This is a genomic window from Pseudomonas sp. zjy_15 (assembly GCF_043101865.1).
Taxonomy (GTDB): Bacteria; Pseudomonadota; Gammaproteobacteria; order Pseudomonadales; family Pseudomonadaceae; genus Aquipseudomonas; species Aquipseudomonas putida_Y.
This window is the reverse complement of the sequence record NZ_JBICII010000064.1, coordinates 102,105-125,115: the sequence shown is the minus strand read 5'-3', so window position 1 is coordinate 125,115 and position 23,011 is coordinate 102,105. Positions and strand designations below refer to the sequence as shown.

The following is a 23,011-nucleotide window of genomic DNA, read 5'->3' as shown; positions in this document are numbered from 1 at the left end:
GGCCTTGCTATAGCGGAATAGTGGAGTCGCCCCTACAACAACCGTTCCAGCGCCTCCAGCACATACCCCGTGGCCCGCTCCACCTGCCCCTCCCGACAAGCGATCCCCAACTGCCGCCACAACCCGGGCCGCAGCGGTCGGCGGGCAATGCGCCGGTCCAACTCGGTCGCCTCCCCCTCCTGCGGCAACAATGTCGCCCCATAGCCGGCGCCGACCAGGCTCTTGATTGCATCGTTGTAGTTCAGCTCGATCCGCGGCTCGGGGTACAACCCCGCCGCTGCAAACCACTCGCCGGTAACCCGCGACAGCTGGGTGGTGCTGTCGTTGAGAATCAACGCCCGTTGCGCCAGCCACGCCGGGGTGATCCTGGCCGGCGGCTGCCAGTCGGCCGGCACATACGCCAGGATCGGGTCGCGCCGCCAGGGGGTGACCGTCAGCCCTTTGCCGGCCACCTGCGGCAAGGCCACAAGGCCGATGTCCAGTGTGCCCTCACGCAAGCGCGTGAGCGACGCCTGGGAGGTCAGCACCTGTACCTGGACGTCGATCCCCGGGTGCTCCACACGCAGGCGCGCCAATGCCTGCGGCAGCAAATGGGCGATGGCACCGGTGGAAGCGCCCAGGCGCACACGCCCGGTCAACCCTTCGACCTGCCGGCGTACTTCGTCCAGCGCCAAGTCGGCGTCCGCCAGCAGGCGCCTGGCACGCCCCAGCAGTGTTTCACCGATGACGGTGGGCCGCACCTGGCCGCGGGTGCGGGTGAGCAACGGGGCGCCGATACGCGCCTCCAGCTCAGCCACATGCAAGCTGATGGTGGGCGGCGCCAGGTTAAGCTGGCGGGCAGCCTCGGCAAAGGAGCCCAGGTCGCTGATGACCACCAGTGTGCGGAGGCGGTCGAGGCTGATTTCGCGCATTGTCAGAGCCGGCCCTTTCGCGGGCACACCCGAAGGGTCACCACGCATTTCAAAAAGTCATTCAGAAAACCTGAATATATCGATCATCATATTCAAATTTTCGTTACCAAAGCTACGGGCGAGCATAGGCCATCTTTCTCCAACCGGACCCCGACCATGCACACCCCTGTTGTTTTCATCGACGGCGACCAAGGCACCACAGGCCTGCAGATCCATGCCCGCCTGAAGGGCCGTACCGACCTTCGTCTGCTGACCCTCCCCGAGGCAGAGCGCAAGGACCCGCAACGCCGCTGCGAAGCGATCAACAGCGCCGACATCGCCCTGCTGTGCCTGCCCGACGACGCCGCCCGCGAGGCCGTGGCCGCAATCCACAACCCGCAGGTGCGGGTGATCGACGCCAGTTCGGCGCACCGCACCGCACCAGGTTGGGTATATGGCCTGCCGGAACTGGACGAACAGCAAGCCGAGCGTATCGCGCAATGCAAGCGTGTCAGCAACCCCGGCTGCTATCCCACCGGCGCCATCGCGCTGCTGCACCCACTGGTCAAGGCCGGCTTGCTGCCTGCGGACTACCCGCTGAACATCCACGCCGTGTCAGGCTACTCCGGCGGTGGTCGCGCGGCGGTCGAGCGGCACGAACAGCCCGGCGCCGCCAAAGCCCCTGCGCTACAGCTGTATGGCCTGGAGCTGGCGCACAAGCACGTACCGGAAATCCAGCAGCACGCGGGGTTGTCGGCGCGGCCGATGTTCATGCCCGGCTATGGCGCCTACCGCCAAGGCATCGTGCTGAGCATTCCCCTGCAACTTCGCCTGCTGCCTGGACACATCAGCGCCGAGCAGTTGCAAGCCTGCCTGGAACAGCATTACCAGGGTGCCCGCCATGTCCAGGTGATGCCCCTGCATCAGTGCGGCGCTGCGGCAAACCTCGATCCCGAGGCATTGAATGACAGCAATGACCTGCGCCTGGCGCTGTACGCCAACCCCGAGCATGGCCAGGTACTGCTCACCGCAGTGTTCGACAACCTGGGCAAAGGTGCCTCTGGTGCTGCCGTGCAAAACCTCGACCTGATGCTCGGTGCCTTACAGGCACACGGCTGATACGGCAAAACCGGTTAGACTGTACAACCCGCGCCAACACAGCGCGGGTTGTATTCTCATCCGCCGGAGCCCCCCAGATGTTCATCCTGAGCCGCCTCGACAGCGTGCCGCCCGAATCTTTCCAGAACCAGATCCGCGAGCTGGTCATTCACAATGTCGGCGAATTGAGCAGTGTCGCCATCGCCGTCGACAACCCGCTGTACCCGCTGTACCAGTATGGCGTCGGCATGGAAGTCCACCAGTACCTGCAAGCGCTGGACGGTACCCGCGGTCTGGCGGTGGCGCTTACCTTGGCGCTGGATGCCGAAGCACCGGACCAGTTGCTGGGCTTTGCTCTGTCACTGCCAGCCCAGGACGATGGGCTGGCCTGTGCATTGGCCTTTCTGGCCGTTTCCGCCAACCATCGCCGCCAGGGCATCGCCCGTGCTCTGCTGGGCGACCTGCAGTCGCGCCATGCCTGCGTGGAGCTGAACGCCTTTGCCAACCAAGTGCCATGGTTCGAGGCGATGGGCATGCAAGTGGTGGCCGCCAACGGCCCGCAGGTGCTGATGAGCAGTACCGGCCAGCCCAGTGGTGCGCTGATCGGGCGCCTGGACATTGCGCCCATCTATCAGACGGCTGAAGTGCTGCAGATTCACACCTATCTGCTTAACCAGCAGGGTGAGGATGCGATGATCGAAGCGGAGCAGATGCGCGATGAGCGGCTGGATGAACTGGCCGCTCAAGCCCGGGAATGTGTGCGCCAGCGCAAAACCGTGCATTGATCCAAGGGCCTGTTCGCGGGCTTGCCCGCTCCCACAGGAATACCGTAAGGCCCAAGGCCGGTGATGTACCTGTGGGAGCGGGCGAGCCCGCGAAGAAGCCCCATTGGCCTTTCAGCCATGCACCCAGCGCCGATGCAGCCCACGCGCCAGGGCATCCAGCACAAACCCCAGCACGCCAATCAGCAGCACCATGGCCATCAGTTCGGAATACGCCAGCCGGTCGCGGGTATCAAGAATGAAATACCCAAGCCCCGCACTCACCCCAAGCATTTCGCACGGCACCAGCACAATCCACAGAATACCGATGGCCAGGCGCACCCCCGTCAGCACGTGACCGATCACCCCCGGCACGATCACCTTGCACAAGGTTTCCCAGCGCGTGGCACTCAAGCTGCGGCTCAGTTGCAGCCAGCGCGGGTCCAGTTGACGCACCCCTGCCGCCGTGTTCAGCAAGATCGGCCACAACGCGGCAAACGCCAGCAGGAAGTAGATCGGCTGGTCACCCACGCCCATCAGCATCACCACCACAGGCATCCACGACAATGGCGATATCATGCGCAGAAACTGGAATGCCGGCGTGGTCGCCGCCTCCAGGTGCCGGTAGCTGCCTACCAGCAAGCCTAACGGTACCCCCATCAGCAGCGCCAGCAGCAGCCCAATCAGGATGCGCTTGAGGCTGACCCAGATATGCCCATAGACCTCGCCCTGCCCCAGCAGCTCGACCAGGCTGGCCAGGGTTGCCGCCGGCGAAAAGCGCGCCGACAGGCCGTCGGCCTGGCCAAACACTGCAACACCGGCCCACCATAGCAGCAACAAGGCCAGCAACCCGACCAGCCCAAGGCCGGCATGTACGACATGCGTGCGCATCAGACCGCAAACTCCTCGCTACGCTCGAAGTTGTCGGCAATGCCGAATACCGACGGTCCCCCCACCGTCGCGATGGCATTACGCACGAAGCGATCGTCGACCAGGTCGCGGGCGGCATACGCCGGATCCAGCCCGGCAAGGAACGCATTGTCGCCTTCGATCAGGGTGCTTTTCAGGCGCTTGACCAGCTCTTCGGTGTAACTCGGGAACGGGTATGGCTGGAAGTCGATGCGCTTTTCGTCCCACTGCTGATGGCGAATGGCACCACTGGCAATGTAGCCAGCACGGTCTTCGGCGGCTGGCGCCAGGACCTTGGTCAGCACCGCTGGCTCGTGGGGGGTGTACTTGTTGGGGCCCGCCCGGGAAAGTAATGCGGCGGCTTCGGTGCGATGGTCACGGGTCCATTGCTGGGCCTTGACGATGGCGTTGACCACTTTCTGCGACCACTCCGGGCGGTTATTCAGGTCATGCTCGTGCATGAACACCACGCAGCACGCATGATTGCGCCATACATCGCCGGTAAAGCGCTGCACGCGGCCTACCTTGAGGTTCTCGGCCAGTGCGTTGAACGGCTCGGCAACGATGTAGCCGGCAATGCGCTTGCTGGCCAGGGCGGGTGGCATGTCGGATGGCGGCAGCACCAGCAGGTTGACTTCGTTGGCGGCCAGTTGCGCATTGGCCGGCTTCGACACCGGCGTCAGGCCGTTGTCGTTGAGCATCTGTTGCAGTACCACATTGTGGATCGAGTACCAGAACGGAATGGCCACTGTCTTACCACCGAGCTGTTTCACCTCGGATATATCCGGCGCAACAGTCAGGCCCGAACCGCCCACGTGGTTCCAGGCCACCACCTTGGCGGGCACCTTGCTGCCATAGCGCGCCCATACCGTCATCGGCGAAAGCAGGTGTATGACATTGACCTGGCCGGAGATGAATGCCTCGATCACCTGCGCCCAGCTGCGCAGCAGCACCGGGCGCTCAGCCTTGATGCCTTCGGCCTCGAACAGGCCGTTGTTATGTGCCACCAGCAGCGGCGTGGCGTCAGTGATCGGCAGGTAGCCGATGCGCACCGGCGCGTCCGGCTCGGCAGCGGCACGCGCCTGCAAGCTCGACAGCAACGGCAATGCACCGGCAGCAGTGAGCATGACGCCGAGCTTGAGAAGATCACGACGCGAAGAAGAGGAACAGCAGTCATCCATGCACATGGACAGCCTCCGAGGGCAACGGGGTTGGGGTAGGTTCGACTGTGCGGCTTGCCCGCCGAAGGGTTTTCAGGATTTCGATACGCAAAGCACCCAGTTCTTCGACCCGCTGCGTCCGTGGTTGCGGCAGGTCGATGTGCCACTGGCCGAGGATGTGCGCTGGGTGGTTGCCCAGTAGCAGAACCCGGTCAGACAGCAGCAAGGCTTCGTCGATATCGTGGGTAATCAGCACCGCCGCCGTGTTGTGGGTGGCGATCAGTTGCAGCAGCAGTTGCTGCATGTCGGCGCGAGTCACTTCATCCAGCGCGCCGAACGGTTCGTCGAGCAGCAGCACTTCGGGCTGGCGTGCCAGACAGCGGGCCAGCGCGGTGCGCTGGGCCATGCCGCCAGACAACTGCGCCGGGTACTGGCCACGGGCGTGGGCCAGGCCCACAGCGGCAATCGCATGGTCGATGCGTGCACGTCGTTCGGCATCAGCCAGCCTGGGCTGACGGGCGAAATCCAGGCCGAAGGCGACATTTTTCTCCAGGCTCAGCCATGGCAGCAGACTGGGGTCCTGAAAGGCCACCGCCAGACGCGGGTGCGGCCCCTGCAGGGTCTGGCCGTGCAAGCTCACGCTGCCGCCGCCAGGCTGCTGCAGCCCTGCCAACACCCGCAGCAGGCTTGACTTGCCCACACCGCTAGGGCCAAGAATGCTCACGACTTCACCCGGCGCCAGCTGCAGGTCGAACTGCGCCAGTACCTGCTGCCACCCATCCTCACGCGGGTAGCCCAGGCGGATGTCACGGGCCTCCAGCAATACTGCGCTCATGCAACGCCCGCCTGGCGTTGCAGTTCGGCGCGCAGCTGCACCAGGCTGGGCGTGACGATCGGAACGAAGGCCGACTCGCGCCAGCGGCGGGCGAACCCTTCGCCATATTCGCTGAGGTAAGCCTTGCCGCCACTGGCCTGCAATTCCAGTTGTACCGCGTCGGCAGCACTTTCAGCCAGGATGATGCGCAGCTTGAACAAGGCCGCCGGCTGCTGCTGGAAGCGACCTTCGAGCAAGCCCTGCTTGAGCTCGCTGACGGTGTTTTCCAGGCGTTCGCTGAGCACCTGACGGGCTTCATCGAGGAACGAGGCTCGGCCATGCAGGTGCGCCTGAACCTCTTCCAGCGCCCGTCGCGCCAGGCCAATGGCCATGCCACATTGCAGCGCCAGGAATGCCGGGCGTACCCGTGGCAGGAATTCGCGCGCATTTTCATGCAGCAGCCAGTCGCGCGCCAGCGGCACCTGGTGAAAAGCCAGTGCTGCCGTGTTGCTCGACTGCAGGCCCATCAGTTGTAGATCATCAGAGCGCTCCAGGCCTGGAGCGTCGGAAGGAATGGCCAGCACAAACGGCGCGCCGCCGGCTTCATCCTCGATGGCCGCCGCCACCACGAAGCCGCTTTTGCGCAAGTTGGTCACCCAGTGCAGTCGCCCTTCCAGGTGCCAGCCATCGGCTGCCGGGCGGCCACGCACCTGCAGCGCTTCGATACCGGACAGGAACTTCATGGCGTTGGACAGCCCGGTGGCACCGGCCAGTTCACCGGTCAACAGACGTGGCAGCAGGCGCTCACGCAGGGGCTGGTTGGGGCTGTGCAGCAGGTATTCGATGAAGGCACGCTGACCCCAGCAGACGAACGCCGCAGCCAATGAGCGGCTGGCAATGGCGGCGATGGCCTCGACCGCGTCGGTCACCTGCCCGCCCGTACCGCCCAGCGCTGGGTCGACTCCCGTGCGCAGCAACTGCGATTCTGCGATCTGGGCCAGCACCTGCTGCGGTTCGCACAGGCCCCGATCGATGGCCTCGGCATTGGCATCCAGCCAGTGTCGAAATGCACAATCTTGCATGGTCTTGCTCCTTAGGGAACGCCGGGGCCACTCTGCGGCCCGTTCGCGGCACAAGGCCGCTCCTACAACGGCCTGGTAATGGCCATTATCACAGGTGGACTACGCAGAAGGCTGCCAGCGGTATTTGCCAAGCTCTTCGTTGAGTGGCGTCTGGGCGAAAACATTAGCAAAGTTGCACAGGGTTGCGAGACTTACGCCCAGAATCACCTCCAAGGCGTTGCCTTCACTGAAGCCGGCCTCACGGAAGGCCTGGTAGGTGGCTTCGCTGACATTGCCACGGGTGGCGATCACTTCGCGGGCAAAGGCGGCCAGGGTTTCGTAGCGGGCGTTCGGGAGTTCGCCACGGGCACGCAGAGCATCGACCACCTCCTGCGGCAGCTTGGCCTTGTTCAGCGCGACGGCCGTATGGCCGGCCACGCAAAAGTCGCAGCCATGCTGGGTGGCGGCGATCAGTTGCACCACTTCACGCTCGGCCAGGCCAAGCTCAGACTTGCCATTGAGTGCCGAAACGGTCACGTAGGTTTCCAGCGCCGCCGGGGCGTTGGCCAGCACGCCGAGCAGGTTGGGGATGAAGCCGGAATTCTTCTGCGCGTTCTCAAGGAACGGCCGTGCCGCTTCCGGGGCGCTCTGCAGCGTGTGTAAAGTAATGCGCGAGGACATGCAGTGATCTCCTTTGATGAGTGTCACTACAGTCTGTTGGTTATAAGAACCACCCTCCATATTCGTCAGTCGCCTTTCCTTGCTCCTGAGTCTTTGCATTAGATGATTTCGTCCAGCCCGCTTGTCGATTGGTTATTAGAAGGCCTGGAGCTCGATGCCAGCCTGTTTCATGTAGGCCGCTATTGCGGCGGCTGGCATGCCAGTACCCAGGGCATGGGCCGCGCCAGCTTCCATCTGGTGGTGCAAGGCCATTGCTGGCTGCACATTGACGGCCAGCCCCAGGCCGTGCGCTTGGAGAAAGGTGATGCCGTGTTCCTGCTGCGCGACCTGGCCTATCGCTTGTCCAGCGACCATGACCCGGTCGACGCGTGTGCGCAACCGCGTCAGGCCATGCAGGCACTGGACAATGCGGCTGGCGACGGAGTCGGGCTGGTCTGCGGGTTCTTTCATTTCCACTCGGGCCTGTCGTCGCTGATCGTCGAGGGCCTGGCCGAGTGGATCCTGCTGCGTGCCGAAGACCCCGCAGGCTGCGCAGCGCGGGCGCTGTTCGGGTTGATTCTGGAGGAGTGCCGACGCGCGCCCGGGCCGTCGCAGGCGCTGCTCGAGCGGCTGACGCATTTGCTGTTTCTGTATGTGCTGCGCCAGCAGGTGCACGCCGGCCAATCGCTGGGCGGGCTGGTCACCCTCGCCCGCCAGCCGCTATTTGCCGGGCTGCTGGAGCAATTGATCGAGCAACCGGGACGACCCTGGACCATGGAGAACATGGCCGCTTGCACCGGATTGTCACGCTCGGCATTTTTCAAGCGTTTCAGCGAGCTGGCCGGGCAGTCACCGGGACAAGTGCTGCTGGCGCTGCGCATGCGCCATGCCAGCCAGTTGCTGCAGGCGGGGCATACCGTTGAGCAGGTAGGTGCGCAGGTGGGGTATCAGTCGGTGGCCGCATTCACCCGGGCGTTTGCCAAGGCAGTGGGGGTGCAGCCGGGGGCATATCGCAGGCAGCATGACGGGCGCGGGAATACCTGACCCAGCAAAGCGCGGAAATCGACCAAGCGGCCATAGTCGGGGCTGCTTTGCAGCCCCCGTTGCAGTTGTCAGTCGTTGACGCTGATAACCCGCGCACTGTTAACCGACTTCCCGCGCGTCGCCAGGCAGTAGTACAGCGGCACGGTCACCAGCAAGCCGAACAGCCACGACAGGTCGGCCCCTTCGACAATGTTCGAGTACGGCCCCACATACAGCGAAGTATTGGCAAACGGCAGCTGCACCAGGATGCCGCAGGCATAGGCAATGATCGCGTGGTGGTTGAAACGGCCATAGATGCCGCCGTCTGCACTGAAGATCGAGGCGATGTCGTACTGGCCCTTCTTGATCAGGTAGAAATCGATCAGGTTGATCGAAGCCCACGGCACCAGGACCAGCAGCAGCGCCAGGATCAGGCCGATGAACTGGCCGATGAAGTCCGCCGAAGCATTCAGTGCAACCATCCCGCAGCCCACCAGAATGACCGAGGCCAGGATCACCCGCACCTTGACGCTCGGCGTCCACTCGGCCACGAAAGTCTGGATTGCGGTCACGATCGACAGCACCGCACCATACAGGTTGAGGGCGTTGTGGCTGATGATGTTGAGCAGGAACAGCACCATCAGGATCGGGCCCAGCCAGCCGGTAGCCTGCTTCACCGCGTCCATTGCGTCGGTGCCTTGCGGTACGCACAACACGGCCACTGCACCAAAGCTGAAGCACAGGATGGTACCCAGGGTGGCGCCCAGGTAGGTCGCCCAGAACGGTTTGGCAATGCCCACTTCACGCGGCAGATAGCGCGAATAGTCTGACGTGTACGGCGAGAAGCTGATCTGCCAGATGGTGCCCAGCGACACGGTGGCGATGAAGCCCGACAGGTTGAATGCGCCGCGGCTGAAGAAGTCTGCCGGCAGGTCCTGGATGAACATCATGATGAAACCGGCCAGCAAAGCCGAACCCATCACCCAGGTACCGATGCGGTTGAGAATGTGGATGAAACGATAGCCGATCACGCCGATGGCAGTAGCGCTCAGGGCGCCTATCACGATCGCGCCGGGCATCGGCACGCTCGGGGCGATGCCGTGGATGGTCTTGCCTGCCAGGACAATGTTGGAAATAAAGAAGCCGACATAGATCAGCGCGGTGAAGAACACGATCAGCAAGGCGCCGTAACGGCCGAACTGGCCACGGCTTTGAACCATTTGTGGAATGCCCAGCTGCGGCCCCTGCGCAGAGGCCAGGGCGATGACCACGCCCCCGACCAGATGGCCCAGGACGATGGCTATCAACCCCCACAACAGGTTCAGGTGGAACACCTGGACCACCATGGCACCGGTGACGATGGGCAGTGGTGCAATGTTGGTACTGAACCAGAGGGTGAACAGGTCGCGCGCCTTCCCATGGCGCTCGGCAGGTGGAACGTAATCGACCGTGTGATTCTCGACAAACTGGTGTTGCGACGACGGTTGGGACATGGTTTTCAGCTCGAAAGGTCGTTTTTATCTTTGTAAGGAAACCGCATCTAGGCGGCCTCTCAGCTGCGGACCATATTATGGTATTCCAAACTTTTGACAACACTGATCCGCAGTAAAAAAAGCCCGCTGATCCGCTTGCGCAACCCTGGCGGCAAACCACCTGATCGCTCAAGGCCACGGTATACGTGGCCTTGAGCCGTTCATCGTGGAAAAGCCAGGTTGAAAATTCCGCTTGCAAAATAGGTATTACGGTATACCATCAGACACATCAACGATAAAAACCGCGGACCACCGCAGCCCTTCAGAGGTACTCCCGATGATCGACGCAACTGTCTACAAGAACGTTCTGGGCTCCTTCCCGTCCGGCGTTACCGTCATCACCACCCAGGACGACGACGGCTCGGTCGTCGGCCTGACCGCCAGCGCCTTCTCCTCCCTGTCGATGGACCCGCCACTGGTGCTGTTCTGCCCCAACTACACCTCCGACTCCTACCCGATACTGATCAAACAGAAGCGCTTTGCCATTCATCTGCTCTCGGGTGAACAGCAGGCAGAAGCCTACGCGTTCGCCAAGAAGGGCAAGGACAAGGCCTGCGGTATCGAGTGGAGCCTGAGTGAACTGGGCAATCCGATCCTGGCCGGCGCAACCGCGGTGATCGAATGTGAACTGTGGCGTGAATACGAAGGTGGCGACCACGCCATCATGGTCGGCAAGGTGCACAACCTGATCGTCCCGGCAGAAGCACCACGGCCCATGGTGTACTGCCGCGGCAAAATGGCCAGCCTGCCGGCCTTTGCCTGAAGCCTGCAATTCGACGCAGACCCTGTGGGAGCGGGCTTGCCCGCGAACACCGGCGAAGCCGGTGCCACCCACCGCGTGTTCTGTTTCGCGGGCAAGCCCGCCCCCACACTGAAGCCCGCTTTACTGACGGGTAACAACAAGCGTTGAGGAAAAACCCATGAAATTTTCGTTGTTCGTGCACATGGAACGTTGGGATGAACAGGTCAGCCACCGCCAGCTGTTCGAAGACCTGACCGAACTGACTCTGATGGCCGAGAACGGCGGTTTCAGCACCGTGTGGATCGGCGAACACCACGCCATGGAATACACCATTTCGCCAAGCCCGATGCCACTGCTGGCCTACCTGGCCGCACGCACCGAGAAGATCCGCCTGGGCGCCGGCACCATCATCGCGCCGTTCTGGAACCCGATCCGCGTTGCGGGCGAATGCGCGCTGCTCGACGTGATCAGCAACGGTCGTATGGAAGTGGGCCTGGCCCGCGGCGCCTATCAGTTCGAATTCGACCGCATGGCAGGTGGCATGCCGGCCACCGACGGCGGCAAGGCGCTGCGCGAGATGGTGCCGGTGGTGCGCAAGCTGTGGGAAGGCGACTACGCCCACGATGGCGAAGTCTACAAGTTCCCTACCTCTACCAGCGTGCCGAAGCCGTTCAACGCCACGCCGCCCATGTGGATCGCCGCACGCGATCCGGACTCGCACAACTTTGCCGTGGCCAACGGCTGCAACGTCATGGTCACCCCGCTGATGAAGGGGGACGAAGAAGTGCTGGACCTGAAGAACAAGTTCCAGGCCGCCCTGGACAACAATCCGGACGTGCCGCGCCCACAACTGATGGTGCTGCGCCACACTCACGTGCACAGCCCGTCCGAACCGGAAGGCTGGAAGGTCGGCGCCCAGGCCATATCGCGCTTCTACCGCACGTTCGATGCCTGGTTCGGCAACAAGACCACCCCGGTAAACGGCTTCCTCGAGCCAAGCCCGGAGTCGAAATTTGCCGAAGTGCCGGCGTTCCAGCTGGAGAACATCCGCAAGAACACCATGATCGGCACCCCGGAAGAAGTCATCGCACGCATCAAGTACTACCAGGAACTGGGCGTCGACGAGTTCAGCTTCTGGTGCGACAACAGCCTGCCCCACGCCGAGAAGAAAAAGTCACTGGAGCTGTTCATCAAGGAAGTGGTGCCGGCGTTCGCCTGAATTCCCATTGCCTGAAACATTGCGGGACACGCCCGCTCCCGTGGGCCCCTTCGGCCTGCGTGAGCGGGCTTTTTTTTGAAACCTGTGCAGTCCCTGTGGGAGCGGGCAAGCCCGCGAAGAGACCAGTACAGACAACAGAGAAATCAAGGCATCAGGCCACCTTTCGTCTCCCGACAAGAGAAATTTCCTGACACCTCTTGCACAACAAATATTATGGTATACCATCAGACAACAAGAGCTGATACCCCTCACCAGGAGCCAACCATGAGTTTCGAAATCCGCAAGATCGTCACCTACTCCGAAGAGACCCGCATCGAAGGCGGCAAGGCCACCGACAAGCCGGTGACCATGGTCGGCCTGGCCGTCGTGATCAAGAATCCATGGGCCGGTCGCGGTTTCGTTGAAGATCTGAAGCCGGAAATTCGCGCCAACTGCTCGGAGCTGGGTGCCCTGATGGTCGAGCGCCTGACTGCTGCCATCGGCGGTGCCGACAAGATCGAAGCCTACGGCAAGGCCGCCGTCGTCGGCGCCGATGGCGAAATCGAGCACGCCTCGGCCGTGATCCACACCCTGCGCTTCGGCAACCACTACCGCGAGGCAGTGCAGGCCAAGAGCTACCTGAGCTTCACCAACAAGCGCGGTGGCCCAGGCACTTCGATTCAGATCCCGATGATGCAGAAGGACGACGAAGGCCTGCGTTCGCACTACATCACCCTGGAAATGCAGATCGAAGACGCACCGCGTGCCGATGAAATCGTCGTGGTCCTGGGCGCAGCCGACGGCGGCCGCCTGCACCCGCGCATCGGCAACCGTTACATCGACCTGGAAGAACTGGCTGCCGAAAAAGCCAACGCTCAATAACAATAACCAAGACGGGCCGGGGCGTGGCGTGCTTACCCGCCGCGCCCGACCTTCAAGGAGCGCCCTCCATGATTCAGCCTGTCGCTGAACGCACACCTGCCGGCACCAGTTATCTGGATGTCGGCCAGGGCCAACCCGTGGTACTGATCCACGGCGTGGGCCTGAACAAGGAAATGTGGGGCGGTCAGTTCGTTGGCCTGGCCAACGACTACCGCGTCATCGCCTACGACATGCTCGGCCACGGTCAAAGCCGCGTACCGGCTGCCGACACACCGCTGGAAGGCTATGCCGACCAGCTCGCCGAACTGCTTGACCACCTGCAAGTCGCACAAGCCACCGTGATCGGCTTCTCCATGGGTGGCCTGGTTGCCCGTGCATTCGCCCTCAATTACCCGCAGCGCCTGGCTGCACTGGTCGTGCTCAACAGTGTGTTCAACCGTACCCCCGAGCAGAGTGCCGGGGTGATCGCGCGTGCCGCCCAGGCGGCGGAGCTGGGCCCCGACGCCAACGTCGATGCTGCCCTGGACCGCTGGTTCAGCCGTGAATACAAGGCTGCCAACCCGGCGCAGGTCGCCGCCATTCGCCAGGTGCTGGCGAGCAACGACCCGCAAGGCTACCACACCACTTATTCGCTGTTCGCCACTCAGGACATGTACCGCGCCGACGACCTGGGCAGTATCCAGGTGCCGACGCTGATCGCCACTGGCGAACTCGACTCGGGCTCCACCCCGGCCATGACCCGCCAGCTCGCCGCCTGTATTCCTGGCGCACAGAGCGTGGTCCTCGCCGAGCAACGGCATATGATGCCGGTGGAAGCACCGCGTGAAGTCAACAAGATGCTGCTGGACTTCCTCACCCAAGCCCGCACCCTCACCGAATCCGCCAAGGGGATTGTTGCATGACCCTCGTTCGTTTCCAGATGTGCATCGACGGCCAATGGCGCGATGCCCAGAGCGGCAAGACCTTCGACAGCCTCAACCCGGCCACCGCCCAGGCCTGGGCGCAACTGCCCGACGCCGATGAAGCCGATGTGGAGCTGGCCGTTCAGGCCGCCCAGCGTGCCTTCGACAGCAAGGCGTGGCGCAGCATCAGCGCCACCGCGCGCGGCAAGCTGCTGCGTCGTCTGGGTGACCTGATTGCCGAGAACAAAGAGCACCTGGCCCAGCTGGAAAGCCGTGACAACGGCAAGCTGATCCGCGAAACGCGCGGCCAGGTCGGCTATCTGCCGGAATTCTTCCACTACACTGCGGGCCTGGCCGACAAGCTCGAAGGCGGCACCCTGCCGCTGGACAAACCCGACCTGTTCGCCTACACCGTGCACGAGCCAATCGGCGTGGTTGCCGGGATCATCCCTTGGAACAGCCCGCTGTACCTCACCGCGATCAAGCTGGCCCCTGCCCTGGCTGCCGGCAACACCATCGTACTCAAACCGTCCGAGCACGCCTCGGCGACCATTCTCGAGCTGGCCCGTCTAGCCCTTGAGGCCGGCTTCCCGGCCGGGGTGGTCAACGTGGTCACAGGCTACGGCCCCAGCACCGGCGCGGCGCTGACCCGCCACCCGCTGGTGCGCAAGATCGCCTTCACCGGCGGTGCCGCCACCGCCCGCCACGTGGTGCGCAGCAGTGCCGAAAACTTCGCCAAGCTGTCGCTGGAACTGGGTGGCAAGTCGCCGAACATCATCTTCGCCGACGCCGACCTGGACAGCGCCATCAATGGCGCCGTGGCCGGCATCTATGCCGCGTCCGGGCAAAGCTGCGTGGCCGGTTCGCGCCTGCTGGTGCAGGATGAAATTTTCGACGTATTCGTCGAGCGCCTGATTGCCCGCGCCAAGCGCATCCGCATCGGCAACCCGCAGGACGACGCCAGCGAAATGGGCCCGATGGCCACCGCACAGCAGCTGGCTGTCGTCGAAGGCCTGGTGGCAGCAGCCAAGGCCGAAGGCGCCAAACTGCATATGGGTGGAAAGCGTGCCGACGTTGAAGGTGACGGCTGGTTCTACGAGCCCACCCTGTTCGAGTGCGACAGCAACGCGATGACCATCATGCAGGAAGAAGTGTTCGGCCCGGTCGCCGCGGTGATCCGCTTCAAAACCGAAGAAGAAGCCCTGGCCATAGCCAACGACTCGCAGTTCGGCCTGGCTGCCGGCATCTGGACGCGCGATCTGGGCCGTGCCCATCGCCTGGCCCGTGACGTGCGTTCGGGGATCATCTGGGTCAACACCTACCGCGCCGTGTCGGCCATGGCACCGATAGGTGGTTTCAAGAACAGCGGCTACGGCCGTGAGAGCGGCATCGATTCGGTGCTGGCCTATACCGAGCTGAAGACCGTGTGGATCAACTTGTCCACCGCGCCGATGCCCGACCCGTTCGTGATGCGCTAGGAGGAACACGAGATGATCGAACCCGGCATCTACAAAGACGTGATGGGCTCCTTCCCGTCCGGCGTCACGGTAGTGACCACCCTGGACGCCGACGGCGGCATCGTCGGCATCACCGCCAGTGCGTTCAGCGCGCTGTCGATCGACCCGGCGCTGGTACTGTTCTGCCCCAACTATGCCTCCGACACCTACCCGATCCTGCGCGATAGCAAGCGGTTCGCCATTCACCTGCTGTCCGCCGACCAGACCGCCGAAGCTTATGCCTTCGCAGGCAAGGGCAAGGACAAGGCCAAGGACATCGAGTGGCACCTGAGCGAGCTGGGCAACCCCCTGCTGGCCAAGGCCACGGCGATCATCGAATGCGAGTTGTGGCGCGAGTACGACGGCGGTGACCACGCGATCATTGTCGGCGCGGTGAAGAACCTGGTGTTGCCGGCCGAGCCGGTGACCCCGATGGTCTACCACAAAGGCAAGCTGGGCGCCCTGCCGCCCCTCGGCTGATATACCTTGAAGTCGGTGTTGGCCTCTTCGCGGGCTTGCCCGCTCCCACAGATTCCGGAACCTGTGAGAGCAGGCAAGCCCGCGAAGAAGCCAACACCGATGCCCCTGTTTTCAGGGGTCGCGCTAATCGTCTCACCCTCGGTTGCGGCCCCTGTTTTTTGCCGGAGTACTGCACATGAGCAATGAAAAGTACGAAAAGGGTCTGAAAATCCGCACCCAGGTGCTGGGCGAGGACTACGTCAACCGCTCGATCCAGAACGCAGATGAGTTCACCAAACCGTTGCAAGAGCTGGTCACCGAGTATTGCTGGGGTCACGTCTGGGGCCGCGAAGGCTTGTCGCTGAAAGAGCGCAGCATGATAAACTTGGCCATGATTTCCGCGCTCAACAGGCCCCACGAGCTCAAGTTGCACATTCGCGGTGCCCTGCGCAATGGCCTGAGCCGTGAACAGATTCGCGAAATCCTGCTCCAGGTCGGCATTTATTGCGGCGTACCCGCGGCGGTGGACAGTTTCCGCCTGGCCCGTGAAGCGTTTGCCGAAGCCGATGCGGAGCCAACCCGTTAACAACGGGCTGTTCGAACCACTGCATGGAAAGCCTCGGTTCGGGGCATTCCGCGATGTTGGCGCAACAGCCTCATAAAGAGCGCACCTGATGAAACGCCAGCCACTCGACGACAGCTTCAAGGTCAACCGCAACCCCGTTACTCTGCGCGAAATCGTGCTCGACAAGCTGCGCACCGCAATCATGAACTTTCACCTGCTGCCCGGCGACCGCCTGGTAGAGCGCGACCTGTGCGACCGCCTCGGCGTCAGCCGCACTTCAGTACGTGAAGCGCTGCGTCACCTGGAGTCCGAAGGCCTGGTCGAGTTCGCTGACGCCAAAGGCCCGCGCGTGGCCATCATCACCCTGGAAGACGCGCGTGACATCTATGAGCTGCGCTGTGTGCTCGAAGGCCTGATCGTGCAACTGTTCACCCTCAACGCCAAGGCCAAGGACATCCGTGCGCTGGAGCGCGCGCTGGAAGTGAACCGCGAGGCACTGGAAGAAGGCGAGCTGCAACAGGTGCTGGATTCGGTACAAGGTTTCTACGATGTGCTGCTGGAAGGCTCGGGCAACCAGGTGGCGGCCCAGCAGTTGCGCCAGTTGCAAGCCCGCATCAGCTACCTGCGCGCCACCTCGGTATCGCAGGAAAACCGCCGCGGCGCCAGCAACCGCGAAATGGAAAAAATCGTCGAGGCCATCAAGGGCGGCGACCCGCTGGTCGCCCACCAGGCCTCGGTCGACCACGTCCGCGCCGCCGCCAAGGTGGCCCTGGACTACCTGCGCCAGAAGCAGGATGACAACGCCAAGGTGCGCGACATTGTCGAACCCTTGGCCCTGAAGGAACCCCGCATAGGTCGCTGATCATGCCCAATGCCCCGCGCTACTGCCCGCACTGCACCAAGGAACTGGCCCGGGGCGTTCCCACAGGCGATACCCACGAACGCCTGCATTGCACCGGCTGCGGCTACATCCATTACATCAACCCCAAGATCATCGCCGGCTGCATCATCGAGCGCGATGGAAAGTACCTGCTGTGCCAGCGCGCCATCCCCCCTCGCCCCGGCACCTGGACCTTGCCTGCCGGGTTCATGGAGGCTGGCGAAACCACCGAACAGGCAGCGCTGCGCGAGGTATGGGAAGAAAGCGGCGTACGTGCGGACATCGTCTCGCCGTATTCGATCTTCAGCGTGCCAAAGATCAGCGAGGTGTACATCATCTTCCGTGCCATCGTTACCGAAGAGACAGGGCAGTACGGGCCGGAGACGCTGGCGTACAAGTTCTTCGAACCGGATGAAATCCCCTGGGATGAGATCTACTACCCGGCTATCCGGCAAATTCTCGAGCGCTACATCCTCGAGCGGCAAGCCGGGGTGTATGGCATTTACATGGGCAATGATGACACCGGCAAGGTGCACTTCATGCGCTAGCCGGTCCGGCCGCTTCGCGGGTGAACCTGCACTCAATCGGATCGCGCAGTTGCAGAGGCTTGTGCAGTGGCACGACCACTCACAAAACCCTCGCCAACGGTCTATTCTCGGTGCACCCTAAGGGCCTTGAGAAAGAGGACCGGCAAAGCACATGGCTAGATGGCTAGACGGCGGCGGGCTAATGGCCGAACGCATCCGCAACCACGACTGGGCCAGCACTCCGCTGGGCCCGCTGGAACATTGGCCCGACGCCCTGAAAACCACGATGGCTCTGTGTCTTGCCTCGCGCTTTCCGCAAGCCGTGCTCTGGGGCCCGGACTTGATCACCCTGTACAACGATGCCTTCACCCCGATTCTAGGTCGCAAGCCCCTGGCCTTGGGCATTCCCTTCCGCGACGTGTGGCACGAAGCCTGGGACGAAATCCGCCATATGGCAGAACGTGCGTTGGCCGGTGAAGCGGTGTACATCGAGGACTTCCCGCTGACGATCGACCGCAACGGCGGCCTGGAGCGGGCCTATTTCACCTTCTGCTACAGCCCGATTCGCAGCCATGATGGCGAGATACTAGGCATGCTCGACACGGTCACCGAAACCACCGCCAGCGTGGTCACCAACCAGCGCCTGCACTTTCTCGATACCCTCGGGCGAGCCGTGACCGAGGCGGCCGACCCGGATCAGATCATGGCCATCACCACCCGCATGCTGGTCGAGCACCTTGGCCTGTCCAGCTGCGCCTATGCGGTGATGGACCCCGACGAGGATGGTTTCACCATCTGCGGCGATGCGGTGGCACCCGGCTCACCGCGTCTGGTGGGCCACTATCACCTGCATGACTTCGGCAGCCTGGCGGTCAGCCGCCTGCGCAGCGGCCTGGCCCTGGTGATCAATGACAACCTGCGCGAACTCGCCACTGACGAGGCGGCGACTTTTCAGGCCATCGGCATTACGGCCACCATCTGCATGCCACTGATCAAGGGTGGCAGACTGACCGCGCTGATGGCGATTCATGACCGCGTACCCCGGGCATGGACCGACTACGAGCAAACACTGATCAGCGAAGTGACCGAACGATGCTGGGCGCACATACAACGGGCCCAGGCCCATGCCGAAGTGCGCGAAGCGATGGCGGCCCTTGAAGCGCTCAACACCACCTTGGAACATCGTGTCGAAGAACGCACCACTCAGTTGCTGCACACCGAGGCCGTGCTGCGCCAGGCCCAGAAGCTGGAAGCCATTGGCCAGCTGACCGGTGGTGTAGCCCACGACTTCAATAACCTGCTGACCATCATCCGCTCGTCGCTGCACTTTCTGCAGCGCCCCAACCTGGCCGAGGAGCGCCGCGAGCGCTACCTCAAGACCATATCCGATACGGTCGATCGTGGTGCCAAACTGACCGGCCAGCTGCTGGCCTTCGCCCGCCGCCAAGCCCTCAGCCCGCAGGTGTTCGAAGCCGGGCCACGGCTGGAAGCCATGGCCGACATGCTCGACACCGTCACTGGCGCGCGCATCCGGGTCGAGCTGCAGTTACCGCAAGCGCCCTGCCACATCCGCGCCGACCTCAGCCAGTTGGAAACCGCGGTGATCAACCTGATGCTCAACGGCCGCGATGCCATGGCGGGTGAAGGTGCCTTGCAGCTGCGTCTGCAGGCCGACCAGTGCCTGCCGGCCTTGCGCGGTCAGCCTCCACTGCCAGGCCCATTCGCGGCGATATCGGTGAGCGACAACGGGGTCGGTATTGCCAGCGAGTTGATGGAGCGCATCTTCGACCCTTTCTTCACTACCAAGGCCCCGGGTGAAGGTACCGGGCTCGGGTTGTCGCAGGTGTTCGGTTTCGCCAAGCAATCCGGGGGCGATGTACAGGTGAACAGCATCCCCGGTCAGGGCACCACCTTTACCCTGTACCTGCCGCAGGAGGACTCACCTGCGACCTTGCCCGAAGACGCCTCGGCCGGCAGCCAGGCGCAGGTACAGGGCGAGCGGCAACGAATACTGGTGGTAGAAGACAACCCCGACCTGGGCAGCTTCACGGCTCAGTTCCTCGAGGACCACGGCTACCGGGTCAGCTATGCGCGTTCGGCAGAAGAAGCGTTGGCGCAGTTGACTGGCCCGGCAGGTGATTTTGATGCGGTGTTTTCCGATGTGGTCATGCCCGGCATGGGTGGCTTGGCACTGGCCCGCGAACTTCGCCGCCAGCGCCCGCAGTTGCCGGTGATCCTTACTTCGGGCTTTAGCGATGCGATTGCCGAAGGCGGGCACCAAGGGTTCACCTTCCTGGCCAAACCCTACTCGGCAGAACAGGTGTGCCAGATGCTCGGGAAAGTACTCGGCCACTGATACCTTGCATCGCGATGGGCGATCAACGGCGCCGCGAAGCTCAAAACCACACGGACAAGACAAACCAAACCAGCCTCGCGTAGTCAGCTTATTTGCCCGGCTATCAAGCCTAGAGCCACGGTAATCATCGCCATCCCAGACACCCGCCCGACCAGCTTTGCCGCCCCCGGCCGGGTGCTCAGCACCGCTTTGGCGCCATAGCCGACCAGCGTGTAGATCACCAGCGAACTGCACAGGTGGACCAGCCCCAGCAACAAGATCTGCAACGGTACGGGCCAGCTCGACTGCGGGTCGGTGAACTGCGGCAGCAGGGCCAGGAACAGCAGGAATACCTTGGGGTTCAGGCCGCTGACGCAAAAACCCTTCAACGCCCAGCGCGAGCCCGACTCCCCCGCGCCACCCTGCCCGGCCGCCGGCAAGGACGGGCTGAGCAACAGGTTGCCGCCCAGCCACAGCAAATAGGTGCACCCCGCCAGGGTCAGCAAGGTCAGCGCCAACGGGTGACCAGCCAGCAGGCTGCCAACCCCGGCCGCCACCACCAGCGTGGCCAGGAAATGCCCCGACAACATCCCCGCCACCGCTGGCATCACCCAGCGACCGCGCATGCCTGCAGAGATGGCATAAGCCCAATCTGCACCCGGGGTAATCACGAACAGCATCGACACAGCCCAGAACGCTGTCAGCACACTGATAGCCACTTGAATCTTCCTTATCTACTGCATTGGGATGTCGAAAGATTACGGATTTCGCTTGGGGATTTTCTTTCGTATATTTCCCCTTAGCATTCATGAATTGGAAGATTCTTCCCAATGGATAGAACTGATCGAAAAATCCTTGCCGAGCTGCAAAAAGACGGGCGCCTGTCGGTAACCGAACTGGCCGACCGCGTAGGGCTCAGCCTGTCACCCTGCCATCGGCGTTTGAAGACACTGGAAGAGTCCGGAGCCATTCTGGGCTATCACGCACGGCTGGCACCTAGCGCCCTTGGGCTGAACTTTGCCGCGCTGGTATTCGTGACGCTACGCGAGGTAACCCGCCAGCCGGTGGCGGACTTTGAAACGGCACTGGCGCAGATCCCGCAGATTGTCGAAGCGCAGCGGCTGTTCGGCGACCCGGATTACCTGCTGCATGTGGTGGCCAAGGACCTGCCGGCGTTTCAGAAGCTGTATGACGAGCACCTGACCAGTATTCCCAATGTGAAACGCTTGAGCTCGACCTTGGTGATGAAGGAAGTGCTTCAGGATCGGTTGCTCCCCATGTAGCTGTTTCCTCTTGTGCCGGCCTCTTCGCGGGTAAACCCGCGCCTGCTGTAGGAGCGGGTTTACCCGCGAAGGGGCCGGCCCAGGCAACCTTTCATCTGCCCTGAAAACGCGCACATCGCACCAACCAAGCCCACCGTGATCCGGTTGCCACCCCCGCCGTCCCTCTACCCCAAGGCCTTCAGCCAGCTGGCACTCTCCTTGCTACCGTCACCCGCTTAAGCTTTTGTCAGCCTTAGTTTTTTTAACGCTTATGGGCACATATTTACTAATTTCTCGTTATCCCCGCGCCCCTCATCATCGCTCCAACAAGAACGCGTCGCCCACCGCCGGCACGCCCCCGGGCAGTTCCCAATGCCCTACCTTGCCTTGGAGTCAGTCATGACCAGTGCAGCCAATTCGGCACCCCTGATAGAAAAACACACGATCGGCTACGTGCCCCCGCAAGACCGCCATGGAAAGGTAAGGGATCTGTTCACACTCTGGTTCGGCGGCAACATCGCGCCGTTGCCCATCGTCACCGGCGCGCTGGGTGTGCAGCTGTTCCACCTGAACCTGGTATGGGGCATCGTCGCCATCCTTGTCGGCCACCTGGTCGGCGGGGTGCTGATGGCCCTTCACTCAGCCCAGGGCCCGCAAATGGGCATTCCGCAGATGATCCAGAGCCGCGCGCAGTTCGGCACCCTCGGCGCGCTGCTGGTGGTGGTGATCGCCGGCGTCATGTACATCGGCTTCTTCGCATCCAACATCGTCCTTGCCGGCAAGTCACTGCATGGCGTGGTCGACGCCGTTCCGGTACCGGTGGGCATCGTCATCGGTGCGCTGGGTTCAGGCATCATCGGCATCATCGGCTACCGCTTCATCCACGTGCTCAATCGCATTGGCACCTGGGTACTGGGCATCGGTATCGTGGTCGGCTTCGGCTACATCTTCACCCATGTACAAAGCGACGATTTCCTCACCCGTGGCAGCTTCAACCTGGCCGGCTGGCTGGCCACCGTGTCGCTGGCGGCGTTGTGGCAAATCGCCTTTGCGCCCTATGTGTCGGACTACTCGCGCTACCTGCCGGCAGATGTCAAAGTCAGTTCGACCTTCTGGACCACCTACCTGGGTTCGGCCCTGGGCTCAAGTCTGTCATTCATCTTCGGCGCCGTGGCCGTGCTGGCGATCCCGGCCGGCATGGACACCATGGACGCGGTCAAGCTGGCCACCGGCACGCTCGGCCCGATCATGCTGGTGCTGTTCCTGCTCAGCGTGATCAGCCATAACGCCCTCAACCTGTATGGTGCGGTGCTGTCGATCATCACCCTGGTGCAAACGTTCGCCTACCGCTGGATCCCCACCGCCAAAAGCCGGGCAGTGCTTTCGCTGATCGTGCTGTCGGCCTGCTGCGTGGTAGCGGTGTTCGCTTCGGCAGACTTCATCGGCCACTTCGTTGACATGGTGCTGGTACTGCTGGTGGTGCTGGTGCCGTGGACGGCGATCAACCTGATCGACTTCTACGCCATTCACAAAGGCGACTACGACATCCAGTCGATCTTCCAGGTCGATGGTGGGATCTATGGGCGCTACAACCCGCAGGCACTGATCGCCTACGCTGTGGGTATCGTGGTGCAGATACCGTTCATGAACACCCCGCTGTACGTCGGGCCGATTTCCGAGCACATCAACGGGGCTGACCTGTCGTGGCTGGTAGGGTTGGCGATCACCTCGCCGCTGTACTGGTGGCTGGCGAGCCGTGACAGTGCCTACCGTCGTCGGCAAACCAGCGCCAAGCTGGCAGCAGTGGCTTAAGCTGCACTGGCCATTCGCAGCACAAGGTGAACTGGCCTAAGAT

Annotated in this window: 23 protein-coding genes; 15 read left to right on the top strand and 8 right to left on the bottom strand. The window is 62.7% G+C overall.

What is annotated here, in order from left to right:
• Positions 1-32: 32 nt before the first annotated feature.
• Positions 33-911: a LysR family transcriptional regulator gene (locus ACF8EF_RS12610; RefSeq protein ID WP_176685732.1), complete on the bottom strand. Its 879-nt coding sequence runs from the start codon at positions 909-911 to the stop codon at positions 33-35.
• 156 nt (positions 912-1,067) lie between these two features.
• Here ACF8EF_RS12610 and argC point away from each other — a divergent pair, with 156 nt between their 5' ends.
• The gene (gene argC, locus ACF8EF_RS12605) at positions 1,068-2,009 is read left to right on the top strand and encodes an N-acetyl-gamma-glutamyl-phosphate reductase (RefSeq protein WP_176685733.1); all 942 of its coding nucleotides are present in this window, start codon (positions 1,068-1,070) and stop codon (positions 2,007-2,009) included.
• 77 nt (positions 2,010-2,086) lie between these two features.
• Positions 2,087-2,773, top strand: coding sequence for a GNAT family N-acetyltransferase (locus tag ACF8EF_RS12600; protein ID WP_339534953.1), 687 nt, complete (start codon positions 2,087-2,089; stop codon positions 2,771-2,773).
• A 111-nt stretch (positions 2,774-2,884) separates the two neighbouring features.
• Here the strand turns inward: ACF8EF_RS12600 and ACF8EF_RS12595 are convergent, their stop codons facing one another.
• The 5 genes from ACF8EF_RS12595 to ACF8EF_RS12575 all read right to left on the bottom strand — a co-directional run bounded on the left by ACF8EF_RS12595 (position 2,885) and on the right by ACF8EF_RS12575 (position 7,374).
• The gene (locus ACF8EF_RS12595; protein WP_176682488.1) at positions 2,885-3,640 is read right to left on the bottom strand and encodes an ABC transporter permease; all 756 of its coding nucleotides are present in this window, start codon (positions 3,638-3,640) and stop codon (positions 2,885-2,887) included.
• Positions 3,640-4,845, bottom strand: a complete 1,206-nt coding sequence (locus tag ACF8EF_RS12590) for an ABC transporter substrate-binding protein (protein ID WP_176682487.1) — start codon at positions 4,843-4,845, stop codon at positions 3,640-3,642. Before ACF8EF_RS12590 ends, ACF8EF_RS12595 begins: the two co-directional genes overlap by 1 nt.
• Entirely contained in the window at positions 4,832-5,653 is an 822-nt protein-coding gene (locus ACF8EF_RS12585) for an ABC transporter ATP-binding protein (RefSeq protein WP_176682486.1), read from the bottom strand. Before ACF8EF_RS12585 ends, ACF8EF_RS12590 begins: the two co-directional genes overlap by 14 nt.
• A complete protein-coding gene (locus ACF8EF_RS12580) occupies positions 5,650-6,714 on the bottom strand; it encodes an acyl-CoA dehydrogenase family protein (RefSeq protein WP_392461219.1) in 1,065 nt (354 codons plus the stop codon). Before ACF8EF_RS12580 ends, ACF8EF_RS12585 begins: the two co-directional genes overlap by 4 nt.
• Before the next feature lie 99 nt (positions 6,715-6,813).
• Positions 6,814-7,374 carry a carboxymuconolactone decarboxylase family protein gene (locus ACF8EF_RS12575; protein WP_003256052.1) on the bottom strand — a complete coding sequence of 187 codons (561 nt, stop codon included), beginning with the start codon at positions 7,372-7,374 and terminating at the stop codon, positions 6,814-6,816.
• Between the two features lie 102 nt (positions 7,375-7,476).
• Between ACF8EF_RS12575 and ACF8EF_RS12570 the strand changes: the two genes are divergently transcribed.
• Positions 7,477-8,397: an AraC family transcriptional regulator gene (locus ACF8EF_RS12570; RefSeq protein WP_392461218.1), complete on the top strand. Its 921-nt coding sequence runs from the start codon at positions 7,477-7,479 to the stop codon at positions 8,395-8,397.
• Between the two features lie 68 nt (positions 8,398-8,465).
• Here ACF8EF_RS12570 and ACF8EF_RS12565 read toward each other — a convergent pair whose 3' ends face one another.
• Positions 8,466-9,869 (bottom strand): purine-cytosine permease family protein, encoded by a 1,404-nt coding sequence (locus ACF8EF_RS12565; RefSeq protein WP_392461217.1) that lies wholly within the window; start codon positions 9,867-9,869, stop codon positions 8,466-8,468.
• A gap of 316 nt (positions 9,870-10,185) precedes the next feature.
• Between ACF8EF_RS12565 and ACF8EF_RS12560 the strand changes: the two genes are divergently transcribed.
• The 10 genes from ACF8EF_RS12560 (at position 10,186) to ACF8EF_RS12515 (ending at position 19,915) form a co-directional block, all read left to right on the top strand.
• Entirely contained in the window at positions 10,186-10,671 is a 486-nt protein-coding gene (locus tag ACF8EF_RS12560; protein ID WP_176682482.1) for a flavin reductase family protein, read from the top strand.
• A 157-nt stretch (positions 10,672-10,828) separates the two neighbouring features.
• Complete coding sequence (locus ACF8EF_RS12555) at positions 10,829-11,869, top strand: LLM class flavin-dependent oxidoreductase (RefSeq protein WP_392461216.1); 1,041 nt, start codon at positions 10,829-10,831, stop codon at positions 11,867-11,869.
• 264 nt (positions 11,870-12,133) lie between these two features.
• Positions 12,134-12,730: an amino acid synthesis family protein gene (locus ACF8EF_RS12550; protein ID WP_003256068.1), complete on the top strand. Its 597-nt coding sequence runs from the start codon at positions 12,134-12,136 to the stop codon at positions 12,728-12,730.
• A 68-nt stretch (positions 12,731-12,798) separates the two neighbouring features.
• A complete protein-coding gene (locus ACF8EF_RS12545; protein WP_176682480.1) occupies positions 12,799-13,632 on the top strand; it encodes an alpha/beta fold hydrolase in 834 nt (277 codons plus the stop codon).
• On the top strand, positions 13,629-15,110 hold the full coding sequence (locus ACF8EF_RS12540; protein ID WP_176682479.1) for an aldehyde dehydrogenase: 1,482 nt from the start codon (positions 13,629-13,631) through the stop codon (positions 15,108-15,110). Before ACF8EF_RS12545 ends, ACF8EF_RS12540 begins: the two co-directional genes overlap by 4 nt.
• A gap of 12 nt (positions 15,111-15,122) precedes the next feature.
• Positions 15,123-15,608 carry a flavin reductase family protein gene (locus tag ACF8EF_RS12535; RefSeq protein ID WP_209966761.1) on the top strand — a complete coding sequence of 162 codons (486 nt, stop codon included), beginning with the start codon at positions 15,123-15,125 and terminating at the stop codon, positions 15,606-15,608.
• 175 nt (positions 15,609-15,783) lie between these two features.
• Positions 15,784-16,173 carry a carboxymuconolactone decarboxylase family protein gene (locus tag ACF8EF_RS12530; RefSeq protein ID WP_003256073.1) on the top strand — a complete coding sequence of 130 codons (390 nt, stop codon included), beginning with the start codon at positions 15,784-15,786 and terminating at the stop codon, positions 16,171-16,173.
• 88 nt (positions 16,174-16,261) lie between these two features.
• Positions 16,262-17,014 (top strand): GntR family transcriptional regulator, encoded by a 753-nt coding sequence (locus ACF8EF_RS12525; protein ID WP_010954490.1) that lies wholly within the window; start codon positions 16,262-16,264, stop codon positions 17,012-17,014.
• Between the two features lie 2 nt (positions 17,015-17,016).
• A complete protein-coding gene (locus ACF8EF_RS12520; RefSeq protein ID WP_010954491.1) occupies positions 17,017-17,580 on the top strand; it encodes an NUDIX hydrolase in 564 nt (187 codons plus the stop codon).
• A gap of 151 nt (positions 17,581-17,731) precedes the next feature.
• On the top strand, positions 17,732-19,915 hold the full coding sequence (locus ACF8EF_RS12515) for an ATP-binding protein (protein ID WP_392461215.1): 2,184 nt from the start codon (positions 17,732-17,734) through the stop codon (positions 19,913-19,915).
• A gap of 83 nt (positions 19,916-19,998) precedes the next feature.
• On the opposite strand, the gene ACF8EF_RS12510 is transcribed toward ACF8EF_RS12515, so the two are convergent.
• Positions 19,999-20,613 carry a LysE family translocator gene (locus tag ACF8EF_RS12510; RefSeq protein WP_392461214.1) on the bottom strand — a complete coding sequence of 205 codons (615 nt, stop codon included), beginning with the start codon at positions 20,611-20,613 and terminating at the stop codon, positions 19,999-20,001.
• 111 nt (positions 20,614-20,724) lie between these two features.
• On the opposite strand from ACF8EF_RS12510, the gene ACF8EF_RS12505 reads away from it, so the two are divergent.
• Together ACF8EF_RS12505 and ACF8EF_RS12500 are read left to right on the top strand one after the other, a co-directional pair.
• Positions 20,725-21,177, top strand: a complete 453-nt coding sequence (locus ACF8EF_RS12505) for an Lrp/AsnC family transcriptional regulator (RefSeq protein WP_209966767.1) — start codon at positions 20,725-20,727, stop codon at positions 21,175-21,177.
• 378 nt (positions 21,178-21,555) lie between these two features.
• Entirely contained in the window at positions 21,556-22,968 is a 1,413-nt protein-coding gene (locus tag ACF8EF_RS12500; protein ID WP_014590635.1) for a cytosine permease, read from the top strand.
• Positions 22,969-23,011: the final 43 nt, after the last annotated feature.

Bases quoted from the DNA above. Each gene is read 5' to 3' on its own strand.
- ACF8EF_RS12600 (WP_339534953.1), top strand. From the start codon at position 2,087: ATGTTCATCCTGAGCCGCCTCGACAGCGTGCCGCCCGAATCTTTCCAG.
- ACF8EF_RS12525 (WP_010954490.1), top strand. From the start codon at position 16,262: ATGAAACGCCAGCCACTCGACGACAGCTTCAAGGTCAACCGCAACCCC.
- ACF8EF_RS12570 (WP_392461218.1), top strand. From the start codon at position 7,477: ATGATTTCGTCCAGCCCGCTTGTCGATTGGTTATTAGAAGGCCTGGAG.
- ACF8EF_RS12550 (WP_003256068.1), top strand. From the start codon at position 12,134: ATGAGTTTCGAAATCCGCAAGATCGTCACCTACTCCGAAGAGACCCGC.
- ACF8EF_RS12565 (WP_392461217.1), bottom strand. From the start codon at position 9,869: ATGTCCCAACCGTCGTCGCAACACCAGTTTGTCGAGAATCACACGGTC.
- argC (WP_176685733.1), top strand. From the start codon at position 1,068: ATGCACACCCCTGTTGTTTTCATCGACGGCGACCAAGGCACCACAGGC.
- ACF8EF_RS12535 (WP_209966761.1), top strand. From the start codon at position 15,123: ATGATCGAACCCGGCATCTACAAAGACGTGATGGGCTCCTTCCCGTCC.
- ACF8EF_RS12560 (WP_176682482.1), top strand. From the start codon at position 10,186: ATGATCGACGCAACTGTCTACAAGAACGTTCTGGGCTCCTTCCCGTCC.
- ACF8EF_RS12540 (WP_176682479.1), top strand. From the start codon at position 13,629: ATGACCCTCGTTCGTTTCCAGATGTGCATCGACGGCCAATGGCGCGAT.
- ACF8EF_RS12590 (WP_176682487.1), bottom strand. From the start codon at position 4,845: ATGTGCATGGATGACTGCTGTTCCTCTTCTTCGCGTCGTGATCTTCTC.
- ACF8EF_RS12595 (WP_176682488.1), bottom strand. From the start codon at position 3,640: ATGCGCACGCATGTCGTACATGCCGGCCTTGGGCTGGTCGGGTTGCTG.
- ACF8EF_RS12520 (WP_010954491.1), top strand. From the start codon at position 17,017: ATGCCCAATGCCCCGCGCTACTGCCCGCACTGCACCAAGGAACTGGCC.
- ACF8EF_RS12500 (WP_014590635.1), top strand. From the start codon at position 21,556: ATGACCAGTGCAGCCAATTCGGCACCCCTGATAGAAAAACACACGATC.
- ACF8EF_RS12575 (WP_003256052.1), bottom strand. From the start codon at position 7,374: ATGTCCTCGCGCATTACTTTACACACGCTGCAGAGCGCCCCGGAAGCG.
- ACF8EF_RS12505 (WP_209966767.1), top strand. From the start codon at position 20,725: ATGGATAGAACTGATCGAAAAATCCTTGCCGAGCTGCAAAAAGACGGG.
- ACF8EF_RS12580 (WP_392461219.1), bottom strand. From the start codon at position 6,714: ATGCAAGATTGTGCATTTCGACACTGGCTGGATGCCAATGCCGAGGCC.
- ACF8EF_RS12530 (WP_003256073.1), top strand. From the start codon at position 15,784: ATGAGCAATGAAAAGTACGAAAAGGGTCTGAAAATCCGCACCCAGGTG.
- ACF8EF_RS12585 (WP_176682486.1), bottom strand. From the start codon at position 5,653: ATGAGCGCAGTATTGCTGGAGGCCCGTGACATCCGCCTGGGCTACCCG.
- ACF8EF_RS12515 (WP_392461215.1), top strand. From the start codon at position 17,732: ATGGCTAGATGGCTAGACGGCGGCGGGCTAATGGCCGAACGCATCCGC.
- ACF8EF_RS12555 (WP_392461216.1), top strand. From the start codon at position 10,829: ATGAAATTTTCGTTGTTCGTGCACATGGAACGTTGGGATGAACAGGTC.
- ACF8EF_RS12545 (WP_176682480.1), top strand. From the start codon at position 12,799: ATGATTCAGCCTGTCGCTGAACGCACACCTGCCGGCACCAGTTATCTG.
- ACF8EF_RS12610 (WP_176685732.1), bottom strand. From the start codon at position 911: ATGCGCGAAATCAGCCTCGACCGCCTCCGCACACTGGTGGTCATCAGC.